Source organism: Cystobacter fuscus (assembly GCF_002305875.1).
GTDB lineage: Bacteria > Myxococcota > Myxococcia > Myxococcales > Myxococcaceae > Cystobacter > Cystobacter fuscus_A.
Window position 1 is genome coordinate 6,756,330 of the sequence record NZ_CP022098.1, and the last position, 20,782, is coordinate 6,777,111.

Below are 20,782 nucleotides of genomic sequence, written 5' to 3' on the forward strand. Positions count from 1 at the left end.
GAGGCCCGCCCCTACACGCGTACCGAGGAAACGATCGGCTCCAACTGCTGCACCTTCACGTTCATCACCTTGCCCGTCTTCTCCAGCGTCCCCTGCCCCACCAGGAACAGCGCGCCATGGATGTCCTTGCGGAAGCGCGCATACGCGTCCGGCGGCACCACGAGGTTGGCGATCCCCGTCTCGTCCTCGAGCGACAGGAAGCAGAACCCCTTGGCCGTGGGCGGCATCTGCCGGCAGATGAGCATCCCGCCCACCGCCACGCGGCTGCCCGCGCGCACCCGCTCCAGGCCCGCCGCCGTCACCGCGCCCCGCTTGCGCAGCGCGGGCCGCAGCAGCTCCAACGGGTGCTTCTCCAGCGACACCCCCACGGTCTCGAAGTCGGTGCTCACCCGCTCCACCACGTTCATCCGGGGCAGCTCCACCGGCGTCCCATCCATCGCCATGCCAAAGAAGAGGTCCGTCTCCTCCAGCGGGCCCAGCGCCTGGATCTCCCACAGCGAGTCGCGCCGCGAGCCACTGAGGCTCCCCAGCGCGCCCGCCAGCGCCAGCCGCGCCAGCTCATGCCGGGGCGTGCGCGTGCGCCGCGCGAGATCTCCAATGCTCGTGAAGCGCTGCCCGCCTCGCGCCGCGCCTATCCGCCGTCCCGCCGCCTCCTGGAGCCCGCGCACCATCCGCAATCCCAACCGCAGCCCTCCTTCCTCCAACGTGCAGTCCCAGTCCGAGTGGTTCACGTCCACCTCCAGCACCCGCACGCCATGCCGCTGGGCATCCGCCACCAGCGTATGGGGCGCGTAGAAGCCCATGGGCTGCGAGTTCAACAACGCCGCGGTGAAGGCCGCCGGGTAGTGGCACTTGAGCCAAGCCGACGCGTAGGCCAACAGCGCGAAGCTCGCCGAGTGGCTCTCCGGAAAGCCGTAGTGCGCGAAGCCGCGGAACTGCTTGAACAGGGTGTCCACGTACTCGGCCGGGTACCCACGCGCCACGCCACCGTCGATGAATCGCTGGTGGAACGGCCCCAGCCGCTCCTCGGCGCGCTTGTGCGAGAGCGCCCGGCGCAGCCCATCCGCCTCGGCCGCCGAGAAGCCGCCCACCGCCATGGCCAGCTTCATCGCCTGCTCCTGGAAGAGCGGCACCCCCAGCGTCTTCTGCAGAATCCTCCGCACGTCCTCCGAGGGGTACACCACCGGCTCGAGCCCCTCGCGCCGCCGCAGGTACGGGTGCACCATGTCCCCGACAATGGGACCCGGGCGGATGAGCGCGATCTCCACCACCAGATCATAGAAACAGCGCGGCTGGAGCCTCGGCAGCATGTTCATCTGCGCCCGGCTCTCGATCTGGAACACGCCGATCGAGTCCGCGTTGCTCAGCATCTCGTAGACCTTCGGATCCTCCGCCGGAATGGTGGCCAGCGTCAGCTCCCGGCCGTGATGCACCCGGATGAACTCCAGACATTTGGCCAGGGCCGTGAGCATCCCGAGCCCCAGCAGATCCACCTTCAGGACGCCCACCGCCTCCAGGTCGTCCTTCTCCCACTGCACCACCGTGCGGCCCTTCATCGCCGCGTTCTCCACGGGGATCATCTCCACCAGGGGCTCGCGGGTGATGACGAAGCCGCCCACGTGGATGGACAGGTGCCGCGGCGTGCCCTCGATCTCCCGAGCGAGCGCGAGCGTCTGCCGCACCCGCCGGTCTTCCTCGGACAGCCCCACCTCCTTGAGCAGCTCCGGGGACATCTCGCCGCCGTGCGAGCCCGCCACCTTGGCGAGCCGGTCCACCTGATCCAACGACAGCCCGAGCGCCTTGCCCACCTCGCGCAGCGCCAGCCGTCCCCGGTAGCAGATGACCTCGCACACCATGCCCGCACGGTGCCGGCCATGCTTCTCGTAGACGTATTGCAGCACCTCCTCGCGCCGCTCGTGCTCGAAGTCCACGTCGATGTCCGGGGGCTCCTTGCGCTCCATGCTCAGGAAGCGCTCGAAGAGCAGCCCCATGCGCACCGGATCGATCGCCGTGACGCCCAGCGCGTAGCACACCGCCGAGTTGGCCGCGCTCCCGCGCCCCTGGCAGAGGATGCCCTTGGAGCGCGCGAAGCGGACGATGTCCCAGATGGCCAGGAAGTAGCCCGCGAAGTCCAGGGCGGCGATGAGCTTCAGCTCGTGTTCGATCTGCTTCACTACCTCGGGCGGCACGCCGGAGGGGTAGCGCACCTGGAGCCCCTGGTACGTCAGCTCGCGCAGCCACGTGGACGTCGAGTGTCCCGGAGGGAGATCCTCCTCGGAGAAGTGGTAGCGCAGTCCATCCAGCGTGGCGTGGCAGCGGCCCGCCAGCTCCAGCGTGCGCTCCAGGGCCTCGGGACAATCGGCGAACAGCCGGGCCATCTCCTCGGGCCCCTTGAGCGTGCGCTCCGCGTTGGGCAGGCGCCGCGTGCCGAGCTGTCCCAGCGTCGTCTTGTAGCGGATGGCCGTGAGCACGTCCTGCAGGGGCTGGCGGGCGCGGTGGTGCGTGTGCACGTCGTTGTGCGCGCACAGCGGCGCGCCCAGCTCCCGCGCGAGGCTCCGGGCCTGGGCCACGCGGGCCTCGTCCCCCGAGGACAGCGTGCGGCACACGCCCACGTAGAAGCGATCGGCGAAGGACTCGGCCAGCGGGGCCACCTGCGCGGTGGGCACCGGGTACGGGAGCATCGCCAGGAGCCCCTCGTTGCCCTCGGCCAGCTCGCGCCAGGGCAGGCCCGCCTCGCCCTTGGGGTGCAACATCCGGCTCTTGGAGATGAGCCGGCTGAGGTGGGCATAGCCACGCGCGTCCTGGGCGTACACCACCACCCGGGGCCCATCCATCAGCGTCAGCTCGCTGGCGAGCACGTACTTGAGGCCCGCCGCCCGCGCCGCCAGGTGCGCCTTCACCGCGCCATAGAGTCCATCCCCATCCGCCAACGCCACCGCCGCCAGCCCCCGCTCGGCCGCCGAGAGGATCAACTCCTCGGGGTGCGAGGCGCCCCGGAGGAACGAGAAGTTCGATCGGCACAGCAGCTCGGCGTACACGCCCGCCACCCTACTGAGCAGCCGTTCAGGCGGAAGGTCCGCCCCAGTAGGTATGGACAGGATACCCGGTGTGTCTCGTCACTTCGGAAGTGGGCCTGGCGGATCCGACTTCCGTTCCACCACCAGAAGACGCAGCGCCCAATACGCGAGCCATGGGGCGATGAGCAACGCGAGAAAGACGACACCACGAACCCTGATCCCGCGAGCAGCCACGGATGTCGCCAGGACGGCGGGGCTCGCCGCGGGCAGTCGCATGTGCGTGGACTAGAGTGCCGGTGCCCATGACACTCCGCCATCCCTGGTCTTCCGCCTGCCTGCGCGCCTTCCTGTGGTTGCTCCTCGCGTCAGGGTGCGCAACGACGCGGGTCGTGAACCTGGACATCGGACAGGGAGCGCCCATCACCTACAAGCCTGTCGACACCCAGCCGATCAAGATAGAGGGATCGGAGTTCAAGACCGCTGTCGCGCAGCTCGTGCTCGACATGAAGCTGGACCTGGGTCTCGAGTACTCGAAGCAGGGAGACCGACTCTCATTGCTCGCGTCCGCCAGCACCGGTGGGATCGTGGACGGAGCTCACGGTCGCACGGTGCCCCCTTCATCTGAGCGGATGTGCCAACAGCAGAGCGATCCGAAGGGGTGCCTGAGCCTGCTCACAGGTGGAGCCACGAAGGAGCTCGCGGAGCGGCGCATGATGGCGCTCTTCTTCGCCTTCGACACCGTCTGGGACGGGGTAGAGGAGGCGGTGGGCGACCTGACGAATCCGGCCGCCCTCCGCGCGATGGTTGTATCAATGGTCGGAACCGCGCTCGTCATGCTCGTTGCACCCGAGCCCATCACGAAGCTCATCGCGATTGGGCTGACGGCATCCCTGATTGCGTATCTCGGCACCGGTCCCGTGTGGAACCTCGGGCAGGGATTCCTGCGGCTCATGGAAGAAGCGAAGAACGCCCACGACATCTCGGAACTGGAGGATTCCGGGCACCGTTTCGGGAAGGTGCTCGGGGACAACGGTGCTCGTGTCCTGGTCATCGTCGCCTTGGCCGCGCTTGGCGGCGAGAACGCCATGGCCGCGCGGGGAGCGAAGATGCCGGGGTTCACTCGAGCGGCTTTGCGAGCGCAAACCGAAGGAGGCTTCCAGCTATCGGGGGCGCTGGCGGGCGAGGTGCAGTCCATCGCCCTTTCTTCCGCGTCGGTGCTGAACGTCGCGCTCGCTCCGACAGCTGTCGCAGCGGTTGCGATGGGGCCCGGAAGCGCCATTCAGGGAGATCCCGAGGGCAACATCCACCACATCTGCACGGACAAAAACGAGGTTTCCGAAGCATCGGGTGGCCCGTGGACACCGCAGTTCGAACGGGTCTTCAATCGGGCCGGTATGACGTTGGACGATCTGGCGAACAGAGTGCGTATCCAATCGCATCAGGGTCCGCACCCACGTGAGTACCACGAGGAAGTGCTTCAGCGTATCACCAGCGCCACACAAGGCTGTCGAGGCAAGGCGCAGTGCCGGGCTGCATTGGTGGAAGAGCTGTCGAAGATCGCCAAAGAACTCTCCACGGCAGGTACCAAGCTGCGTAAGCTCGTCACGAAGAAAGCCGAGGAGTGAACATGGAGCAACGCTTCTTTGACTTGTGGGTCGACGTGTACGTTCCCGGCCGCTGGTATCTCGCAGAGCCTGCTACCTCGTCGGGAGAAGAGATAGAAGACCCGTGGATGTTCTCGGCGGGAAGACCCGTCGCGGCTCCAGGGCCCCTACGAATCCCCATCTTCAAGCCTGGCAAGCCGCTCGACATCGAGTTTGCCGGCGTGGGCAATACACCCGTTGTCAACGAACGGGTAGCGTCGGTGTTTCGCGAGATGGCACCGAACGATGTGCAGCTCTTTCCAGTCGAGGTCGAAGGGCAAGCCGACCCCTATTACATCCTGAACGTCACACGAGAGATTCGGTGCATCGACGACGCGGCCTGTGAGGAGGTGCAATACTTCACCCAAGACGATGTGCGGTCTGATCTGGCGGGTCAGTATCGATCGGTAATGGGCCTGCGCATCGACACGTCGAAGGTCGGAGAGGCCCGCGTGTTCCGGCTTTGGGGCTACTACCATCCGATCATCGTCGATGCGAGCATCAAGGAGGCTCTGGAACGAACGGGAATTTCGGGAGGCCGGTTCGTTGAGGTCACTGGCCCCAAGGCCGTAGCAACTGGCGGCAATCTGTTGCCCGAGACGCACAAGAACCCCGAGCTGCTGCGGCAGGTGGAATCTGCTCGGAAAGCCGCCTTCCGCAATCTTGGGGAGTTGAGTGAGGAAAGTATCACCCCGATTGTTCCGTATGGTGATACATGGCCGAGCGCTCGGCAGGCGTGGCGCATCATCCGGCGTCCAAATGGATGGACCTTGTGCGTAAGCGATGGGCTTTCAGATCCGTTCCATGGCAGCACGGATCCGTCATGCGGCTACGGTCTCGAACTCGCCATCGAAACAGACGAACCTGTCACCGATGATGGGGGATGGACGCTCCTGTTGCTGAGGCGGGTTTCCGACGAAGTGGCGCAGCACGAGCACTTGAGCAAGGCTCTCTTGAAAGGAGTCTTGTCGATGGAGGTCCCAGGCAAGGACATGCCCGAACCACTCGTGACAAGGGATGAACGAGTGGGAGTGTTGCTCGGCGTGGAGGCCACCACGCTGCCCACCTCTTTTCCCACGCCGGCCGGAGATGTTCGCTTGGTGACTGTCAAGGCACTGCTGCCCAAGGAGTTGGCGTTCCTCCTGGAGCGAGGCAAAGCGGAACTGCTTCGCCGACTTGCGGAAAGTGGCGAGCCACATCTATCTCGCTCGTGGAGGAAGCCAGTCGTGTGAGGCTGCGGCCCCCTTGCTGGGCTTAGGCGACTCAAAGCCCCTGCCCCCTTCCCTGCTTGAGCACAAGCCCGCCCACTCCGACCCGATGGCCGCCTTTACATGCCTTGACAGATATATGCCCCACTCGGCATATAAAGGTCATGATGAGCGCGTTCGAAGTCGTGGCGGAGCCCAACCGCCGCCGCATCCTGGATCTGCTGCGCGAGGGGCGCCGCCCCGTCGGGGAGTTGGTGGACCGACTCGGGCTGACGCAACCCACCGTGTCCAAGCACCTGCGCGTGCTCAAGGATGCTCGGCTGGTGGACGTGGAGCAGGACGCCCAGCGGCGGCTCTACCGCCTGCGTCCGGAGCCCCTCTCCGAGCTGGACGACTGGCTCACGCCGTACCGCGAACTCTGGTCCCGGCGACTCGATGCGCTCGAGCGCCACCTGGACACCATGGCGGACGACCCGCCCGCCCCCACCCGCCGGAGCCCGGCCCCAAGGAGGAAGCCATGAAGCATGGAACCCTGACGACCCGGGGCGACCGCGTCGAACTCCGGTTCGAGCGTCGTCTCGCCCACCCACCCGAGAAGGTCTGGCGCGCACTCACCGACGGCCAGGAACTGGCCCACTGGTTCCCCGCGCGCATCGAGGGCGCCCGCCAGAGCGGCGCCGAGCTGCGCTTCTTCTTCGCGGAAGGCGAGCCGGGCACCGGGAAGATCTCGGTGTTCGATCCGCCGCGCGTCCTCGAATACACGTGGGACGGAGACCTCCTGCGGTGGGAGTTGCACCCCGAGGGCACGGGCTGCCTGCTCGTCTTCACCACCCTTCCCGGTGACCGCGCCCACGTCGCCCGCGACACCACGGGCTGGCACTTCTGCCTCGACAACCTGGAGGCGGCGATCGCCGGGAATCCCGCCGCCGGGTTCGACAAGGAGCGCTTCTCCGCGCTCAACGCGGAGTACGCCGCGCGCTTCGGCCTGGGCAGCTTCCCCGCCTTCATGACGGGCCCGGCCAACCGCGTCGCGGAGGCCTCGCTGCGCCTGCCGGGCGTCGAGTCCTTCGTGTTCAACGGCGCCGATGGCACCCAGCTCACCCTCTGCCACGCGAGGAGCGACGCGGATACCGGCGAGCACTGGCGGGACTTCGACGAGTATCTCACCGTCCTCGAGGGCTGCTACGTGTTGACCATCAATGGGATGGAGATCCAGCTCGACGCCGGCCGCGAGTTCGTCGTCCCCAAGGGCGCGCGAATCTCGGGACGGTTCGCCGCTGGTACGCGCACCCTCCATGCCTTCGGCGGCCGGGGTCTCGAGCGGGCCAGGCCCCAGGTATAGGGGGGTGCTCCAGGTGTCGTAAAGGACCCAGGAAGGGTGTTCGCGCCTTTCGTTCCCCCTTCCGAGACACTAAGGTGCCCGCCCCAACGACAGACACTGGAGTGTTCATGCGAAACCCCCGAACCCCGCTCCCGACGCTCGCGCTGCTGACCCTGCTGTCATCGGCTGTCACCGCGTGTGGGGGAGGAAGTGGCAACAACAACCCCCCACCCACCGGGCCCCAACCGAACGCGTGCATCAAGCTCGATGTCACCAGCGGGACGACCCTCACCGCCCAGGAGGGCAAGGTGGTGGTGAACTTCCGGGTGCTCGACTGCCTGGACAGGCCCCTGGCGAGTCAGGTTCCGTCGAACGCCTTCGAGATCTTCGAGCGTGACCGCCGCATCTCCTCCGAGAGCCAGTTGAAGATCGTTCCGGAGCCCAAGCATTTCGCCAGCTATTCCGTCCTGCTGCTGGATGTCAGCGGCAGTATGTCCCAGCAACTTCCGGGACTCGTGGAATCCGCGGCCCGCTTCATCCGCATCCTCATCCCCGAGGGAACCGCCCCGGAGGCCACCGTCCATCGCATCGCCATCTATGCCTTCGACGGTGAGATCAAGAAGCTGTCTGACTTCTCCGCGGATGCCAATGCATTGATCGGCACCACGCTCGCGAAGATCCGCGACGAGCAGAGCTGCAAGGCCAACCTGATCTGCCAGGACTCCCGGACACGTTTGAACGGCGCGCTGAAGCAGGGCATCGACGACGTGAAGGTCGCCCGGGACGCGGGCAAGAGCGCGGGCCTGGATTTCACCACCGCGAGCGTGGTGCTCTTCACGGACGGCCGCGACACGATCAACGTTCCGACCGAGGCGGAGGCCCAGGAGGCGGTGAACAAGAGCGATGCGAACATCTTCGCCATCGGCCTCAAGGGCGCCGACATGGACACCCAGAGCGTCAAGAGCCTGCAGGGCTTCGGCAAGAGTGGCTTCGGGCTGGCCGAGAAGCTCGAGGATCTCGGAAGCAAGTTCGAGTCGATCGCCGGCAACATCCGCAACATCTCCAACAGCTACTTCCAACTGCGCTACTGCTCGCCGCTGGAGAGCAACCGGAACAAGCTCACCATCAAGGTGAGCCACGAGGGCGTGACCGCGCAGAAGGATTTGACGTTCGACGTCGCCCGCTCCGTGGGAGGCACCTGCTCGGTGGACAGCGGCGGGACGGGCACCCCGTAACGGCCAGCTCCCCGCGTGGGGGGCCCGCCCTCAGGACGCGGCGGCCTCGCGCCGCAGGGGGAGCTCCAGGGTGGCCGTGGCGCCCCTACCGGGGCCCTCGCTGTCCAGCCGGAGGCGGCCCCCCATCAACTGCGCCGCCAGCACGCTCGAGTGCAGGCCGAAGCCGTGGCCGTCCTTGCGCGTGGTGAAGCCGTGCGAGAAGAGCTTCTCGCGCACCCCCGGCGCGATGCCCATACCGTTGTCCACCACCTGGATGCGCGCCACGGCTCCATCCGAGGACAGCCGCACGTGCAGCACCCGCTGGTCCTCGGGCAGCACATCCAGCGCGTTCCTCGCGTTGCTCAGCAGGTTGATGAGGATCTGCAACACCTTGTGCTTGTCCACCTGCACCTTGGGCAGCACCGCCACCTCGCGGATGATGGACACGCCGTGGCGCTTGAGCGAACCCATCTGGATGCGCAGGGCGTCGTCTATCAACTGCGCCAGATCGCACTCCACCTCCAGCACCGACGTCTTCGCATACGTCTGCTGCACCTGGACGATGGCGCGGATGTGCTCGATGTGCCGGGCCATCGTCTCCACGTCGCCCATCAGCTTCTCCTGCTCGCGCAGCAGCTCGGCGGACAGGCTGGCGAGGTAGTCCGGTAGCTGGACGCCTCGTGGATCCCGGGTGAGGAAGTCCACCAGATCATCGCGGTTGTCCAGCAGCAGGGCCGAGGCCTGTTTCACCCGGCCCACGCGCGAGGAACCGACGGACCGCCGCATCAGCTCGACGTTGATGACGGCGCTGGTGAGCACGTTGCCCACGTTGTGCAGCACGTTGGAGGCCACCTCGGTCATCCCCACCTCACGCGCCGTGTCCACCAGCCGGGCCTGGGCCTCCTTCAACTCGCGCGTGCGATCCTCCACGCGCTGCTCCAGCTCGTCGTTGGCGCGGCGCAGGGCCGCCTCTCCCTTCTGGATGTCCTCGTACAGCCGCGCGTTCTCGAGGGAGATGGCGGCCTGGGAGGCGATATGGCTCAACAACGCGATGCGGGCCGGACCGAAGGCGTTGGTGGCCAGATTGTTCTCCAGGTACAGCACCCCGGCGAAGACCTCCTGCCGCATCAACGGCAGGCACAGCACCGAGCGGACCGTACCGCACCGCAGGTACTCATCCGTCGAGAACGGATGGGGCTGGGTGGCATCGTCGATGCGCACGTGCTCCTGGGTGCGTTTGACATAGGCGATGAGCGTCCACGGCAACTGCTGGACGGCGCCGTCCGGCGCGGCGCCGGAGACGGCCGCGACCGAGAGGGTGTCGCCGCCAGGCAGCAGCAGGGCACCGCGCTGGGCGCCGGCGTTCTCGATGGCCACCTGCATCAGGGTGGCCGCCAGCCGCTCCAGCACGATCTCCCGGGAAATGGCCTGCTGGGCCTTCACCACCGTGAGCGCGTCGATCTGGGTGGAGTCCGTGCTGCTGGTGATGTCCTCGGCGCCGGTGCGCACGGGCGGTGCAAGACCCGGCCACCGGGCATCCATCTGCTGCACCTTGCCCCGGGCGCCCCAGTGCAGGTACGCCGTCCGGGCCTCGCGCGCGAAGGCCAGGGCCAGGGTGGGTGACTGCCGCGCCCGCCAGAAGTTCGCCGCGAGCTCCGCCGCCATGCCCACGTAGTGGATGAAGCCGTTCTCGCGGGCGGCGCGAAGGGCCTCTTCGTAGACGCGGTTGGCCGCATCCGTCGGATCCGTGAGGCGGGTCAGCTCGGCGAACACCATCCGCTCGGGAGCGCGGAAGGTCTCGGGGCAGCTCTCCACCCACTCCACGAGCTGCGCGTGGTGTTGCCGGATCTCCGCCAGGGACTTCTCCCGTGCCTCCGCCCCCTGCTCCTCGCAGCACGCGGCCAGCGACAGCGCCCGGAAGAGGTGGAAGTCCAGCATGTTGATGCTGATCTTCAAGACCCAGAGCACCCCCACCGCCTGATCCGCGGACGCGAGCGCCTCCGCGTAGGCGCCGCACATGTAGCGGGACCGGAGCCGGGTGATGAAATAGGCACTGCGGATGGCGGACATGCGCGTGGACGTGAGGTTCGCCTCGAACGCCTTCTCGTCGAAGCCCTCCCCGCTCAGCGTGTCGAACGAGAGCGAGTTGCCGCGCAACTGCTGCACGTAGCGTTGATAGACGCGGAGGATGTCCTGTGCATCCACGTTCCCGGCCTTGCGCGCGAAGTCGGCTCGCACGACCGAGTCCTGATAGACGTCGTCCAGGTTGTTCCCCATGACGATGCGGTTCAGGATGATGGACATGATGCTGTAACAGGCCGTCAGGATCTCACGGGTCTGGACCGAATGATGGAAGGCGCCGAGGGTGATCTCCTGGGTGACGGAGAAGGGCTGGCTCCAGTAACTGATGTACTGAAGGCTGTAGAGGACATTGGACCGTCGATGGGACAGGTTGTAGCGCTCGACGAACTCGCGGGCGAGCATGCCCAGCGCATAGCCCTCCCGGTATTGCTTGAAGAAGGGGCCGGCCACCACTCCCAACCAGCTGAAGCCGGGCACGGACGACTCCGTGAAGCCGTGACGCAGGGAGAGGACGACCATCCGGCTCAGGACGATGACGAGCAGGTGGATGTTGGTGAAGTACGCCGGCGCGAAGAGCGAACACAGGGCGATCATCTTCATCTTCACGTCCGGATCGACCATGGGCGGAAGGTCGATGAGGCTCGCGATGGGACGCGTCCCGAGCAGCGCCCAGACCTCCGCGTAGGCCTCGGCCGCCTCCTCCTGGGAAGGCTGTGCGGGAATCTCGATGCCCAGCAGGGCCAGACACTCCAGCATGCAGGCACAGGCCTCCTGGATGCGCCCCGTCCCGACGAAGATGTCATTGCGCACGTGGCAGGCGGCCACCATGTCCGCGAGGGTCCGTGCGCGGGGAGGGAGCTCCTCGGCCAGGCGGCTCGCCTCGGCGACATTGCCGCTCTGCAGCTCGCACGCCGCGCGCTCGAGCCTCACCTTGAAGGCCAGCGAGCCATCCGTCTCCCAGGGCTCTCCGGGGATGAGCGCGAACGCCTTGGTGAAGTAGATGATGGCGGGACGATGCGCGATGGCGGCCTTGGCCTTCAGGCCCGCCTCCGCGTTCAGCCGCGCCAGGCGGTGGCGCTCCGCGGAATCCTGGATGAGCTCCGCCCCGGCGTTGAGCTGGCTCACCACGTCGAAGAGCTGCTCCCGGAGCGCCTCGGGGGTGAGGCTGGCCAGCATCGCCCGGCCGATGCGCAGGTGGATGGCCTTCTGCTCCTCCTCGGAGATGAGGGCATGGGCCGCCTGGTGGATGCGATCATGAAGGAAGCGGTACTGCTCCGGGCCGCCGCGCATCAACAGGCCCTCCTGGAGCGCGGGCCCGAGTCCCTGCTCCACCTCGCCCACGTCTTCCTGTCCGGAGAGGGTGCTCAACATCGACAGGGAGAAGACATGGCCCACGCACGCCGCCAGGCTCAGCAGGCGTTGGACCGACGCGGGCAACTGGCGCAGCTTGCCCACCAGGAAGTCGACGACGTTGTCCGAGTAGCCCATGGTCTGGACACGCTCGGCGTCCCAATTCCACCCGCCCTCGGACGTGCGGACCAGCAGCCCGTCGCGGTCCAGCGTCAGCATGAGCTGATTGAGGAAGAACGGGTTGCCGCCCGTCTTCTCGCGCACCATCGCCGACAGCGGGGTGACGAGCTCCGGCCCCGCCCCCGGCAGGGCATCCGCGACGAGCTGTCGCACCTGCTCCAGGCTCAGCGGCTCGAGCTGGAGATCGGTCACCCGGGCGCCTGACTTGCGGACCGCCGCCAACGTCAGCATCAGCGGGTGCTCGGGGCTGACCTCGTTGTCCCGGTAGGCGCCCAGCAGCAGCAGCGGGGGTGTCTCCGAGTGGGTGAGCAGGTGTTGGAGCAGCTGGAGGCTGGCCAGGTCCGCCCACTGCAAGTCATCCAGGAACAGCACCAGGGGTTGCTCCGGCGTGGCGAAGACGCCGAGGAACTGAAGGAACACCTGGTTGAAGCGGCTGCGTGACTCGGTGGGCGGCAGCTCCTCGACTGGCGGCTGTCTGCCCGCGACGAGCTCCAGTTGGGGGACGATGTCCACCAGGAGCTGGCCCTGGTCCCCCCAGGCCGCCTGGAGGCGCTCACGCCAGCGGGCCAGCTCCTCGTCGCTGCCGGCCAGCAGCTGCTGCACGAGCCCGCGGAGCGCCTGGGCCAGCGTCGCGTAGGGGATGTCGCGCTGGAACTGCTCGAACTTGCCGCTCAGGAAGAACCCACGCCGCTGCACCACCGGCTTGTGCAGCTCCTGCACCAGCGAGGACTTGCCGATGCCGGAGTAGCCACGCACCAGCATGAGCTCCGCCTGCCCTCCGCGCAGCACCCGCTCGAATCCACCCAGCAGCGTGGAGACCTGGGCCTCGCGTCCATAGAGCCCCTGCGGCAGATGGAATTGCCGGGGGATGTCCCGGGTGCCCAACGGGAAGGGCTCGAGCGCGCCCTGGCGCAGCCCCTCGCGACACCGATCCAGATCGGCCCAGAGTCCCTCGGCGCTCTGGTAGCGCTCCTCGGCCGTCTTGGCCAACAGCTTGAGCACGATGGCCGAGACCGCCGGAGGAATGGAGGGCAGCAGCTCGTGGGGTGGCCTGGGGCGCTGCGTCATGTGGGCGTGGAACCACTCGAGCGCGTCACGTCCCTGGAAGGGACGGCTGCCGGTGAGCAACTCGTAGAGCGTCACGCCCAGCGAGTAGAAGTCCGTGCGGTAGTCCACCTGGCGGTTCATCCGCCCGGTCTGCTCGGGCGACATGTATGCCAGCGTCCCCTCGATGAGGGGAACGGGAACCGCCTCCAGGTGCTCGGCCCGCTGGAGCGAGGCCCCTCCGAAGTCGACGAAGCGCAGGCGTCCAGTCGGCTCGATGATGATGTTGCCGGGCTTGATGTCCTTGTGGATGACGCCGTGACGGTGGATCTCCCCGAGGTTGGAAGCCAGGGCGAGGGCGAAGTCGAGGAAGCGCGGCAGCGCCATGGGCTGGCCCACGAAGTCAGACAGGGGCTCGCCCTGGACCTTCTCCATCAGGAGCACGGGGCGATCGAGCACCTGCTCGTGGGAGTAGGGATGGACCACACCGCTCACGGTCCGCAGCCGCTGCAGGATGCCGAACTCGCGGCGATAGCGCTCGCGCTCGCGTGGGCCCGAGGACGACACGGCGGGCGTCTTGATGATGACCGGCAGGCCATCGGACTCACGCTCGGCCTGGTAGAGCACGTTCAAGCCCGTGGAGCGAATCGTGCTGAGAATCTTGTAACCTGGAATGTCGAACATCGTGGCTCGGTCTACGTGCCGCCCCCTCCAGTGAGGAGCGTACAACCTAACCCTCCCCTCCAGAAACCACACCCACGGCATCCACTACCTGCTCGCTGAGTCCGCCCCGGAGGCATGCGGTCCCCCGTGTGTCAGGCGAGGAGCGTTCCAGTGTGGCCATGGGCTCCCTTCATGGAAGGCGGCCTGGACGGAAGACATTCCGCGCGGCATCACGAAACGCGCAAGCCCCCTCCACCCAACCGAACCAGGGCGAGCGGCATGGCGCTTCGTTGGAGGAGACACCCATGGCGGCCAGGAAGAAGCGACAGGCGGAGCGGGGTAAGCCAGTACGCCGGGCGGCCGGTGCCGGGGCGCACCGCGTCCCACCGCTCGAGTACGATCCGTTCACCCCGGGTCTCGATCATCCGGAGTGGGTGCGTCAGGGGTTTCCCACCTACGTCGAGCACGAGCACGAAAGCCTCGCGCGCAGCGTGCGCACGCTCGAGCACCAGGGGCGAGTCATCTCCATCACCACCACGTACGAGGTACGTGTCGAGGGGCGTATCGTCTCCCTGCACATGATGGTGGATGAGGAGGGACGGCTCTGGTCCCACCTGTGCCCCTATCTGACCTTCGCGTCGGCCCTGGAGCTGGTGCGCCACCTGCTCACGCGCATGCCCCACCTGTTCGAGGCGGCGCCACCCGGTCCACACCCGGAGCATGACCCTTCCGCTCATGAGCACACACACGGAGGTGCGTGATGATTCGCCGGAACATCCTCTCGGACGAGGGCGCCAGGCAGCAGTTCATCGACGGGGTGCTGGCGCTCAAGGATCCGGCGCGCTTCCCCTGGCCGGGGCAGCCGGGACTCTCCATCTATGACTTCTTCGTGGCGTGGCACCACCAGTCGATGATGCTCTTCACGCCCCCCTCGCAGCGGGATCGCAACTCGGCCCACTCGGGCCCCGCCTTCCTGCCGTGGCACCGGTACTTCCTGCTGCGGTTCGAGGGGTACCTCATCGACGCGCTCGGCGCCCCCGACTTCCGGCTGCCCTACTGGGATTGGTCCACGGATGCGGCGCTCTCGGACCCCAGGCTGTCTCCCATCTGGAGCCAGGACGCCATGGGACGCTTCACCAATCCCGGCCTCTGGCAGGTCCGCGTCGTCCCCGCGGAGCGCGGCCTCACGCGATTGGCGCAGCCACGGCCGCTCGACCGCTCGCTCGGCGTGCTGGGCGCCACGTTGCCATCGCGAGACGCGGTCCGCACCGTCCTCCGCGACCAGATCCTATACGACGCCCCTCCCTACAACAGCTCCTCCTCGGGCTTCCGCAACTACCTGGAGGGATGGGAGGGACCGGCGCGGATCCACAATGCCGTGCATGTCTGGATTGGCGGCGACATGGCCGACAGCACCTCGCCCAATGATCCCATGTTCTACCTGCACCACGGCAACGTGGACCGCGTCTGGCGCGCGTGGCAGCTCCGCTATCCGAACGCCCCCTACGTCCCTCCGCAGAACGCCTCCAACACCCTGGCCTTCCACCGGATCGACGATGCCCTCTACTCGGTGTTCCGCGAGACCACGCCCGTCACCCCGCGCGGTGTGCTCGACCCCCTGGCCCTCGGAGCCCCCTTCGGCGCCACCAACCACTACGACTACGACTCGCTCACGGACCTGCAGGGCTGAAGGCACGAGGGACACCCCTCGCGCTTGACAGGCCCGTGGCACGAGCGAAGCATGGGCCTCTCTTCATCCGGCGTGGGGGAAGGCCCGACGGTGTCCTCGATTCAGCGACGCAGGGGGGTGTACTGGGGCGTCCTGCTGCTCCTCGTGGGGGCAATGGCCTGCTCCCGGCCGGAGCCTCGGCCCCTCGTTCACGAGGCCTACGTCTGGCAGCGCGACTGGAGCCCGGCGTTGAGCCAGGCGCTCACGGACGCCCCCCGGGAACTGGGAACGCTCCGGGTGCTGGCGCGCGAGCGCTCGGGAACCCAACGCGCCCCCGTGGACATCGCGGTGGATGTGGACGCCCTGGCCCGCTCGGGCCGCGAGGTGGTCGCGGTGATGCGCGTGGAGGGCACGGCGCCGCTGGAGGGGGTGTCCCTTCAGGAGGTGGCCGTGCTCGCCCGGGCCTGGCGTGCGCGGGGCGTGCGCGTGCGCGGCATCGAAATCGATCATGACTGCGCCACCGCGGCCCTCGCCGGGTACGCGGACTGGCTCGAGCGCGAGCGGGTGGTGCTCGGAAACGAGCTGTCGCTGTCCATCACGGCGCTGCCCACGTGGAGCGGCTCATCTGCCCTGCCCCGGCTCGCCTCCCTGCCCGACGACGTCGTGCTCCAGGTGCACGCGGTGCGCGCGCCCACGCTCTTCACCGCCGAGCAGGCCCGGGGCTTCGTCGAGGCCTGGGCGCGGGTGACGGACCGGCCCTTCCAGGTGGCGCTGCCCACCTACCGCGTGCGGCTGCGCGACGGCACGCCCCTGTCCGCGGAGCCTCGCGAGGTGGCCCGCTTCCTCGCCGCGCTGCGGGAGCGGCCCGTGGCGGGAGTCTCGGGCCTCGTCTGGTTCCGGCTCGGTCACCAGGGAGATACCGAGGCCTGGAGCCTGCCCACGCTCACCGCGGTGGTGCGCGGCGAGCCGCTCGCTCCCCGTTTCCTGCCGCGTCTGGTGGATGCCGGGGGCGGCACGCTGGACATCGTCCTCGAGAACACGGGCCACGTGGATGCCGAGGCCCCCACGCGGCTCTCCCTTTCCGGCAGGCTCGAGGTGCTCGACGGCGTGGCGGGTTACTCCGCGCGAGGCACCTCGCTCGTGGCTCGCACGCCTCCCCGCCTGCGCGCCGGCGAGCACCGCGTCATCGGCTTCGTTCGGGGATCCGAGGTGGCTCTTGCTCTTCCGTGAGGCGTTGGTCTGTCTGTCCGTATTGGGAGCGTTGACCCTGCCCATCCGCCCGGCACGGGCATGTGGCCCCCTGTTCCCGCCCTACTTCCTGGAGGACCGGGCCGGAACGCTGTCGGTGTTGCCGTCCGGTGCCTTCTTGATCGAGGCCGGCCGGCTGGTGCCAAGGCCTCCGGACGCCTTCCAGGTGGTGGAGTCCCAGGAGCCGGAGGGCGCCCGCGTGGGAGGCGGCACCGAGGAGACGGCGCTGTACGAGGCCGGTGCCCGAGCCTTCCACGCCGGGAAGTGGGACGAGGCCCGCGAGCGCTTCCAGGACGTGCTCGCCCTGCCCCCGGAGCAGCGCCGCCGCTTCTCCACCTTCGCCGCCTTCATGTTGGGGCGCATGGCGGAGTCGGCCCCGGAGGCCCACGAGCACTTCGTCGCGGTGCGCGCGCTGGTGCGCGAGGGCTTCGAGGATCCGCTGGGCCTGGCGGTGGCGAGCCTGGGCGAGGAGGCCCGGCGACACCTGGGCGAGGATGACGCGGCGGCGGTCCGCCTCTACGCGGAGCAGGCGGCCCATGGCAGCGCGTCGGGCACGACCTCCCTGCTGTTCGTGGCCCGGGCACTCACCCAGGAGGTGACCCGGTTGCGGCGGGCCCTGCACGAGCCCGTGGTGCAGCGGCTGCTCACCACCTACGCCTGGACCCGGGGTCACGAGGAGATCTGGGCGGAGGACGGGACGACGAGCCACCCACCCGCCCTGGCTCCACTCCTGGAGGAACTCGCGGCCGTGCCCACGCTGTCGGGCGCGGATCGGCTGGCGGCAACCGCCTGGGGCGAGGGCCGCTTCGATCTGGCCGAGCGCTTCGCCGGACGGGAGCGTACCCCGCTCGACGCCTGGGTACGGGCGAAGCTGGCGCTGCGCCGGGGTGACCGGATGGCGGCGGACCAGGGGCTCGCCGAGGCCCGGGAAGGCTTCCCGTATGAAGAAGACTGGGTGGGAGACCCGTACCGGTACCCGCTGCGGCCCCGGGTGAGGGTGGACGTGGAGCGTGTGTTGCTCGCGTTGCTGCGCGATGACTTCTCGGGGGCGGCCGAGCACGCGCTGAGCAGCTGCTCCTGGCCGGACCTCGCCTATGTGGCCGAGCGCGTGTTGTCGGTCGAGGAGTTGCAGCGCCTGGTCGCGACACACGCCTCGGATCCGAAACTCCAATGCCAACCCGAGTCCACCTTCCGTTGGGACGAGACGCGCGTTCCCCCCAAGCTGAGCGAGCCATTGCACCTGCTGCTCGCGAGGCGCCTGTTGCGCGAGGGACGGGGCGCGGAGGCCCTGGAACACTTCCGGGGGACGCCGTGGGAGGAGCCCGCGCGCCAATACGTGGACGCGCTCGACCGGGCCCGCTCCGCGTGGTGGGACGTGGACAAGGCACGCGCGCTCTACACCGCGGCGCGGCTCGCGCGCACCCCGGGCATGGAGCTGCTGGGCACCGAGGGTGCGCCCGACTGGAGCTGGGTGGAGGGCAACTATGAGCTGGGCACGTGGGTTCCCAGCCTGGAGCGGCCCGAGGATGCGCCCCCGGTGCATCCCGAGGTGGTCCCCGCGCCGTTGATCACCCCGGCGGAGCGCGGGCGACTGGACGCGCATGTGCCCCCGCACCTCACGCGCTTCCACTACCGCTCGACGGCGGCGGACCTCGCCGAACAGGCCGCGGCGCTGGTGCCCGAGCGAAGTCAGGCCTACGCGGCGCTGCTCTGTCATGCCGCGCGCTTCACCTCGCGCACCGAGCCGGAGCGGGGCCAACGGCTCTGGTGGACCTATGTGCGAAAGGGCGCGCTCTCTCTCGAGCATCCCATCCCGAGCTTCGGCCAGGAATGCCCGGAGCCGGACTTCGAGCGGCTGCGCGACCGCGGGCTCTCGTTCCGGTGGGAGAACCCGCGACCGCGCACGCTGGCGGCGGTGGGTGGCTTCCTGATGCCCATGCTGGGCATCGTCCTGCTGCGCCGGAGGAAGCGGAGCCTCCGGAGCCCGGACGGCCGTTAGGCCCGCTCGCGCAGGAATTCCTCCAGCGCGGCGTTGAGCAGCGCGGGCTCCTCGATGGAGGAGGAATGTCCCCCCCGGGGCAGCTTCACCAATCGAGAGCCCGCGATGGCCGCGTGGATGCGCTCGGCCTTGGCCGGCACGGTCGCCGTGTCCTCGGCGCCCACCACCACCAGCGTGGGCGTCCGGATGCGTGACAGCTCCTCGTACACGCCCCGCCGGCGGACCACGCCATTCACCGCGCGCCAGATGTCCCGCCGGTTCGCCATCAGCCGCCGCCGCCACTCGGCCCGCTCCGCCGCTCGCGCGGAATCTTCCAGGAACGTGCGGCCGAACATGATGGGCATCACCCGATCCGCCACCCACCGCATGCCGAACCAGCGCGCGACGAAGTTGAGCGCCTTGTAGCGCGGCACGTTCTCCGCGGGCTCCGGGTCCGCCGAGGTCTCCATGAGGATGAGCGAGCGCAACAGCTCCGGCCGCCGCACGGCCAGCCGCATCCCCACGAAGCCGCCCATGGACAGGCCCGCGAAGTGGCAGGGCCCCACGCCCAGCTTCTCGATGAGCGCCACCCCGTCCGCGTACACCGTCTCCATGTCCACGGTGTCCACGCGCCACACGTCGCTCTGGCCCTGGCCCCGATGATCATAGGTGATGCAGCGGTAGCGGTCCCTCAGCGCCGCCACCTGCTTGTCGAACATCCGGCCACTCCACAGCAGGCCATGACTGAACACGAGGGGCGCGCCCGGCCCCCCCGTGTCCTCGTAATACAAACGGGTACCATTGACGTCCAACCAGGGCATGGTGGGGCTCCAGGAGAAAAGGACTCAGGTCGCGGTGGTGCCACCGTCCACGACGAACTCCGAGCCGGTCATCATCTTGGACTCGTCCGAGGCGAGGTAGAGCACCGCGTAGGCGATGTCATCCGGCTCACCGAGCGAGCCGAGGGGAATCTTGCGCGCGAGCTTCGCCCGGCTCGCCTGCGGATCACCCATGGCGGTCGCCAGCTTGTCGACCATGGGGGTCTCGATGAACGTGGGGTGCACGGAGTTGCAGCGGATGCCATAGCCCTTGTACGCGCAGTGCAGCGCCACCGACTTGCTCAGCAGCCGCACGGCCCCCTTGCTCGAGCTGTACGCCGGAAACTCGGCCACGCCGACCAGTCCCGCCACCGAGCTGATGTTGATGATGGAGCCCTTCGCGCCGCACTGGCGCATGGCCCGGATGGCATGCTTGCACCCCAGGAAGACGCCATCCACGTTCACCGCGTGCACGAAGCGCCACTGCTCCAGGGTCATCGCCTCGATGTCCGCCACGGCGCCCACTCCCGCGTTGTTCACCAGCACGTCCAGCCGGCCGAACGTGGACAACACCTCGTCCACCACCCGCCCCCAGTCCTCCTCGCTCGTGACATCCAGCTTCCACGCGCGCGCCGACTCCCCGATCGCCTGGGCCACTTCCCGGGCCCCTTCTTCATTCCGATCGGTGACGGCCACCCGCGCGCCCTCGCGCGCCAGCATCACCGCCATCGCCTTGCCCAACCCCGACGCCGCCCCCGTCACCAGCACTGCCTTGCCTTCGACCCGGCCTGCCATCGTGTATCTCCTCGCGAATCCGCCGCGCAGCCTAACCCCGCGGGCGCGTTCTCCCCTATCCTTGTAACCAGGGGAGGCACACGTGTCCGTGAGTCTGGATCAGTTGCTGGCGGAGGAAGCCGAGTTGCAGTTCGACCACCTGGCGCACGAGGACGCGCTCGCGCTGGGGTTGAAGCTGCTCGAGCGCGCGCGACGCGACCGGCTCCCCGTGGTCATCGACGTGGCGCTCGCGGGACTCACCGTCCTGCACTGCGCCCTTCCCGGCTGCCGCCCGGACAACGAGGACTGGGTGCGGCGCAAGCGCAACACCGTGAGCCGCTTCTGGCACAGCTCGTTCTACATGGGGCGCTACTACGCCGCCAAGGGCTCGAGCCTGGCCGACAAGCCGCACATCGACCCTTCCGAGTACGTGGACCACGGGGGCAGCTTCCCCCTGCTGGTGCGCGGACTCGGATGCGTGGGCAGCATCACCGTGTCCGGACTCGCGCAGGAGGAGGACCACGCGCTGGTGGTCGACGTCCTGCGCGAGTGGCGGGCGGGCCGCTGACGGCG

General features: G+C 68.3%; 14 protein-coding genes. 10 read left to right on the top strand and 4 right to left on the bottom strand.

The genetic code is table 11. The features are described from left to right. Positions 1-11: 11 nt before the first annotated feature. Positions 12-3,047: an error-prone DNA polymerase gene (locus CYFUS_RS27540; protein ID WP_095987942.1), complete on the bottom strand. Its 3,036-nt coding sequence runs from the start codon at positions 3,045-3,047 to the stop codon at positions 12-14. Positions 3,048-3,319: 272 nt separating this feature from the next. Here CYFUS_RS27540 and CYFUS_RS27545 point away from each other — a divergent pair, with 272 nt between their 5' ends. From CYFUS_RS27545 to CYFUS_RS27565, 5 genes are all read left to right on the top strand, one after another. Beyond that, complete coding sequence (locus CYFUS_RS27545) at positions 3,320-4,642, top strand: AHH domain-containing protein (protein ID WP_095987943.1); 1,323 nt, start codon at positions 3,320-3,322, stop codon at positions 4,640-4,642. A 2-nt stretch (positions 4,643-4,644) separates the two neighbouring features. After that, a complete protein-coding gene (locus CYFUS_RS27550) occupies positions 4,645-5,892 on the top strand; it encodes an imm11 family protein (protein ID WP_232536834.1) in 1,248 nt (415 codons plus the stop codon). 140 nt (positions 5,893-6,032) lie between these two features. Further along, positions 6,033-6,389: an ArsR/SmtB family transcription factor gene (locus CYFUS_RS27555; protein ID WP_095987944.1), complete on the top strand. Its 357-nt coding sequence runs from the start codon at positions 6,033-6,035 to the stop codon at positions 6,387-6,389. Continuing rightward, positions 6,386-7,210 (top strand): SRPBCC domain-containing protein, encoded by an 825-nt coding sequence (locus CYFUS_RS27560; protein ID WP_095987945.1) that lies wholly within the window; start codon positions 6,386-6,388, stop codon positions 7,208-7,210. The genes CYFUS_RS27555 and CYFUS_RS27560 overlap by 4 nt, the downstream gene beginning before the upstream one ends. A gap of 107 nt (positions 7,211-7,317) precedes the next feature. After that, a complete protein-coding gene (locus CYFUS_RS27565) occupies positions 7,318-8,424 on the top strand; it encodes a VWA domain-containing protein (RefSeq protein WP_095987946.1) in 1,107 nt (368 codons plus the stop codon). 30 nt (positions 8,425-8,454) lie between these two features. Here CYFUS_RS27565 and CYFUS_RS27570 read toward each other — a convergent pair whose 3' ends face one another. Then, a complete protein-coding gene (locus tag CYFUS_RS27570) occupies positions 8,455-13,743 on the bottom strand; it encodes a trifunctional serine/threonine-protein kinase/ATP-binding protein/sensor histidine kinase (protein WP_095987947.1) in 5,289 nt (1,762 codons plus the stop codon). 284 nt (positions 13,744-14,027) lie between these two features. Between CYFUS_RS27570 and CYFUS_RS27575 the strand changes: the two genes are divergently transcribed. From CYFUS_RS27575 to CYFUS_RS27590, 4 genes are read left to right on the top strand one after another with little or no spacing between them, the layout of a single operon-like run. Continuing rightward, positions 14,028-14,483 (top strand): hypothetical protein, encoded by a 456-nt coding sequence (locus CYFUS_RS27575; RefSeq protein ID WP_095987948.1) that lies wholly within the window; start codon positions 14,028-14,030, stop codon positions 14,481-14,483. Continuing rightward, positions 14,483-15,412, top strand: a complete 930-nt coding sequence (locus tag CYFUS_RS27580; RefSeq protein ID WP_095987949.1) for a tyrosinase family protein — start codon at positions 14,483-14,485, stop codon at positions 15,410-15,412. Before CYFUS_RS27575 ends, CYFUS_RS27580 begins: the two co-directional genes overlap by 1 nt. Before the next feature lie 51 nt (positions 15,413-15,463). Then, complete coding sequence (locus CYFUS_RS27585) at positions 15,464-16,621, top strand: DUF3142 domain-containing protein (RefSeq protein ID WP_232536835.1); 1,158 nt, start codon at positions 15,464-15,466, stop codon at positions 16,619-16,621. Beyond that, the gene (locus CYFUS_RS27590) at positions 16,608-18,638 is read left to right on the top strand and encodes a hypothetical protein (protein ID WP_198316100.1); all 2,031 of its coding nucleotides are present in this window, start codon (positions 16,608-16,610) and stop codon (positions 18,636-18,638) included. The genes CYFUS_RS27585 and CYFUS_RS27590 overlap by 14 nt, the downstream gene beginning before the upstream one ends. Here CYFUS_RS27590 and CYFUS_RS27595 read toward each other — a convergent pair. Together CYFUS_RS27595 and CYFUS_RS27600 are read right to left on the bottom strand one after the other, a co-directional pair. Beyond that, positions 18,635-19,438, bottom strand: a complete 804-nt coding sequence (locus CYFUS_RS27595) for an alpha/beta fold hydrolase (RefSeq protein ID WP_095987950.1) — start codon at positions 19,436-19,438, stop codon at positions 18,635-18,637. The genes CYFUS_RS27590 and CYFUS_RS27595 overlap by 4 nt on opposite strands. A gap of 24 nt (positions 19,439-19,462) precedes the next feature. Next, the gene (locus tag CYFUS_RS27600) at positions 19,463-20,230 is read right to left on the bottom strand and encodes a glucose 1-dehydrogenase (RefSeq protein ID WP_095987951.1); all 768 of its coding nucleotides are present in this window, start codon (positions 20,228-20,230) and stop codon (positions 19,463-19,465) included. An 82-nt stretch (positions 20,231-20,312) separates the two neighbouring features. On the opposite strand from CYFUS_RS27600, the gene CYFUS_RS27605 reads away from it, so the two are divergent. After that, complete coding sequence (locus CYFUS_RS27605) at positions 20,313-20,777, top strand: heme-degrading domain-containing protein (RefSeq protein ID WP_095987952.1); 465 nt, start codon at positions 20,313-20,315, stop codon at positions 20,775-20,777. Positions 20,778-20,782 lie beyond the last annotated feature (5 nt).

Bases quoted from the DNA above. Each gene is read 5' to 3' on its own strand.
- CYFUS_RS27585 (WP_232536835.1), top strand. From the start codon at position 15,464: ATGGGCCTCTCTTCATCCGGCGTGGGGGAAGGCCCGACGGTGTCCTCG.
- CYFUS_RS27595 (WP_095987950.1), bottom strand. From the start codon at position 19,438: ATGCCCTGGTTGGACGTCAATGGTACCCGTTTGTATTACGAGGACACG.
- CYFUS_RS27545 (WP_095987943.1), top strand. From the start codon at position 3,320: ATGACACTCCGCCATCCCTGGTCTTCCGCCTGCCTGCGCGCCTTCCTG.
- CYFUS_RS27550 (WP_232536834.1), top strand. From the start codon at position 4,645: ATGGAGCAACGCTTCTTTGACTTGTGGGTCGACGTGTACGTTCCCGGC.
- CYFUS_RS27575 (WP_095987948.1), top strand. From the start codon at position 14,028: ATGGCGGCCAGGAAGAAGCGACAGGCGGAGCGGGGTAAGCCAGTACGC.
- CYFUS_RS27555 (WP_095987944.1), top strand. From the start codon at position 6,033: ATGATGAGCGCGTTCGAAGTCGTGGCGGAGCCCAACCGCCGCCGCATC.
- CYFUS_RS27560 (WP_095987945.1), top strand. From the start codon at position 6,386: ATGAAGCATGGAACCCTGACGACCCGGGGCGACCGCGTCGAACTCCGG.
- CYFUS_RS27565 (WP_095987946.1), top strand. From the start codon at position 7,318: ATGCGAAACCCCCGAACCCCGCTCCCGACGCTCGCGCTGCTGACCCTG.
- CYFUS_RS27580 (WP_095987949.1), top strand. From the start codon at position 14,483: ATGATTCGCCGGAACATCCTCTCGGACGAGGGCGCCAGGCAGCAGTTC.
- CYFUS_RS27600 (WP_095987951.1), bottom strand. From the start codon at position 20,230: ATGGCAGGCCGGGTCGAAGGCAAGGCAGTGCTGGTGACGGGGGCGGCG.
- CYFUS_RS27570 (WP_095987947.1), bottom strand. From the start codon at position 13,743: ATGTTCGACATTCCAGGTTACAAGATTCTCAGCACGATTCGCTCCACG.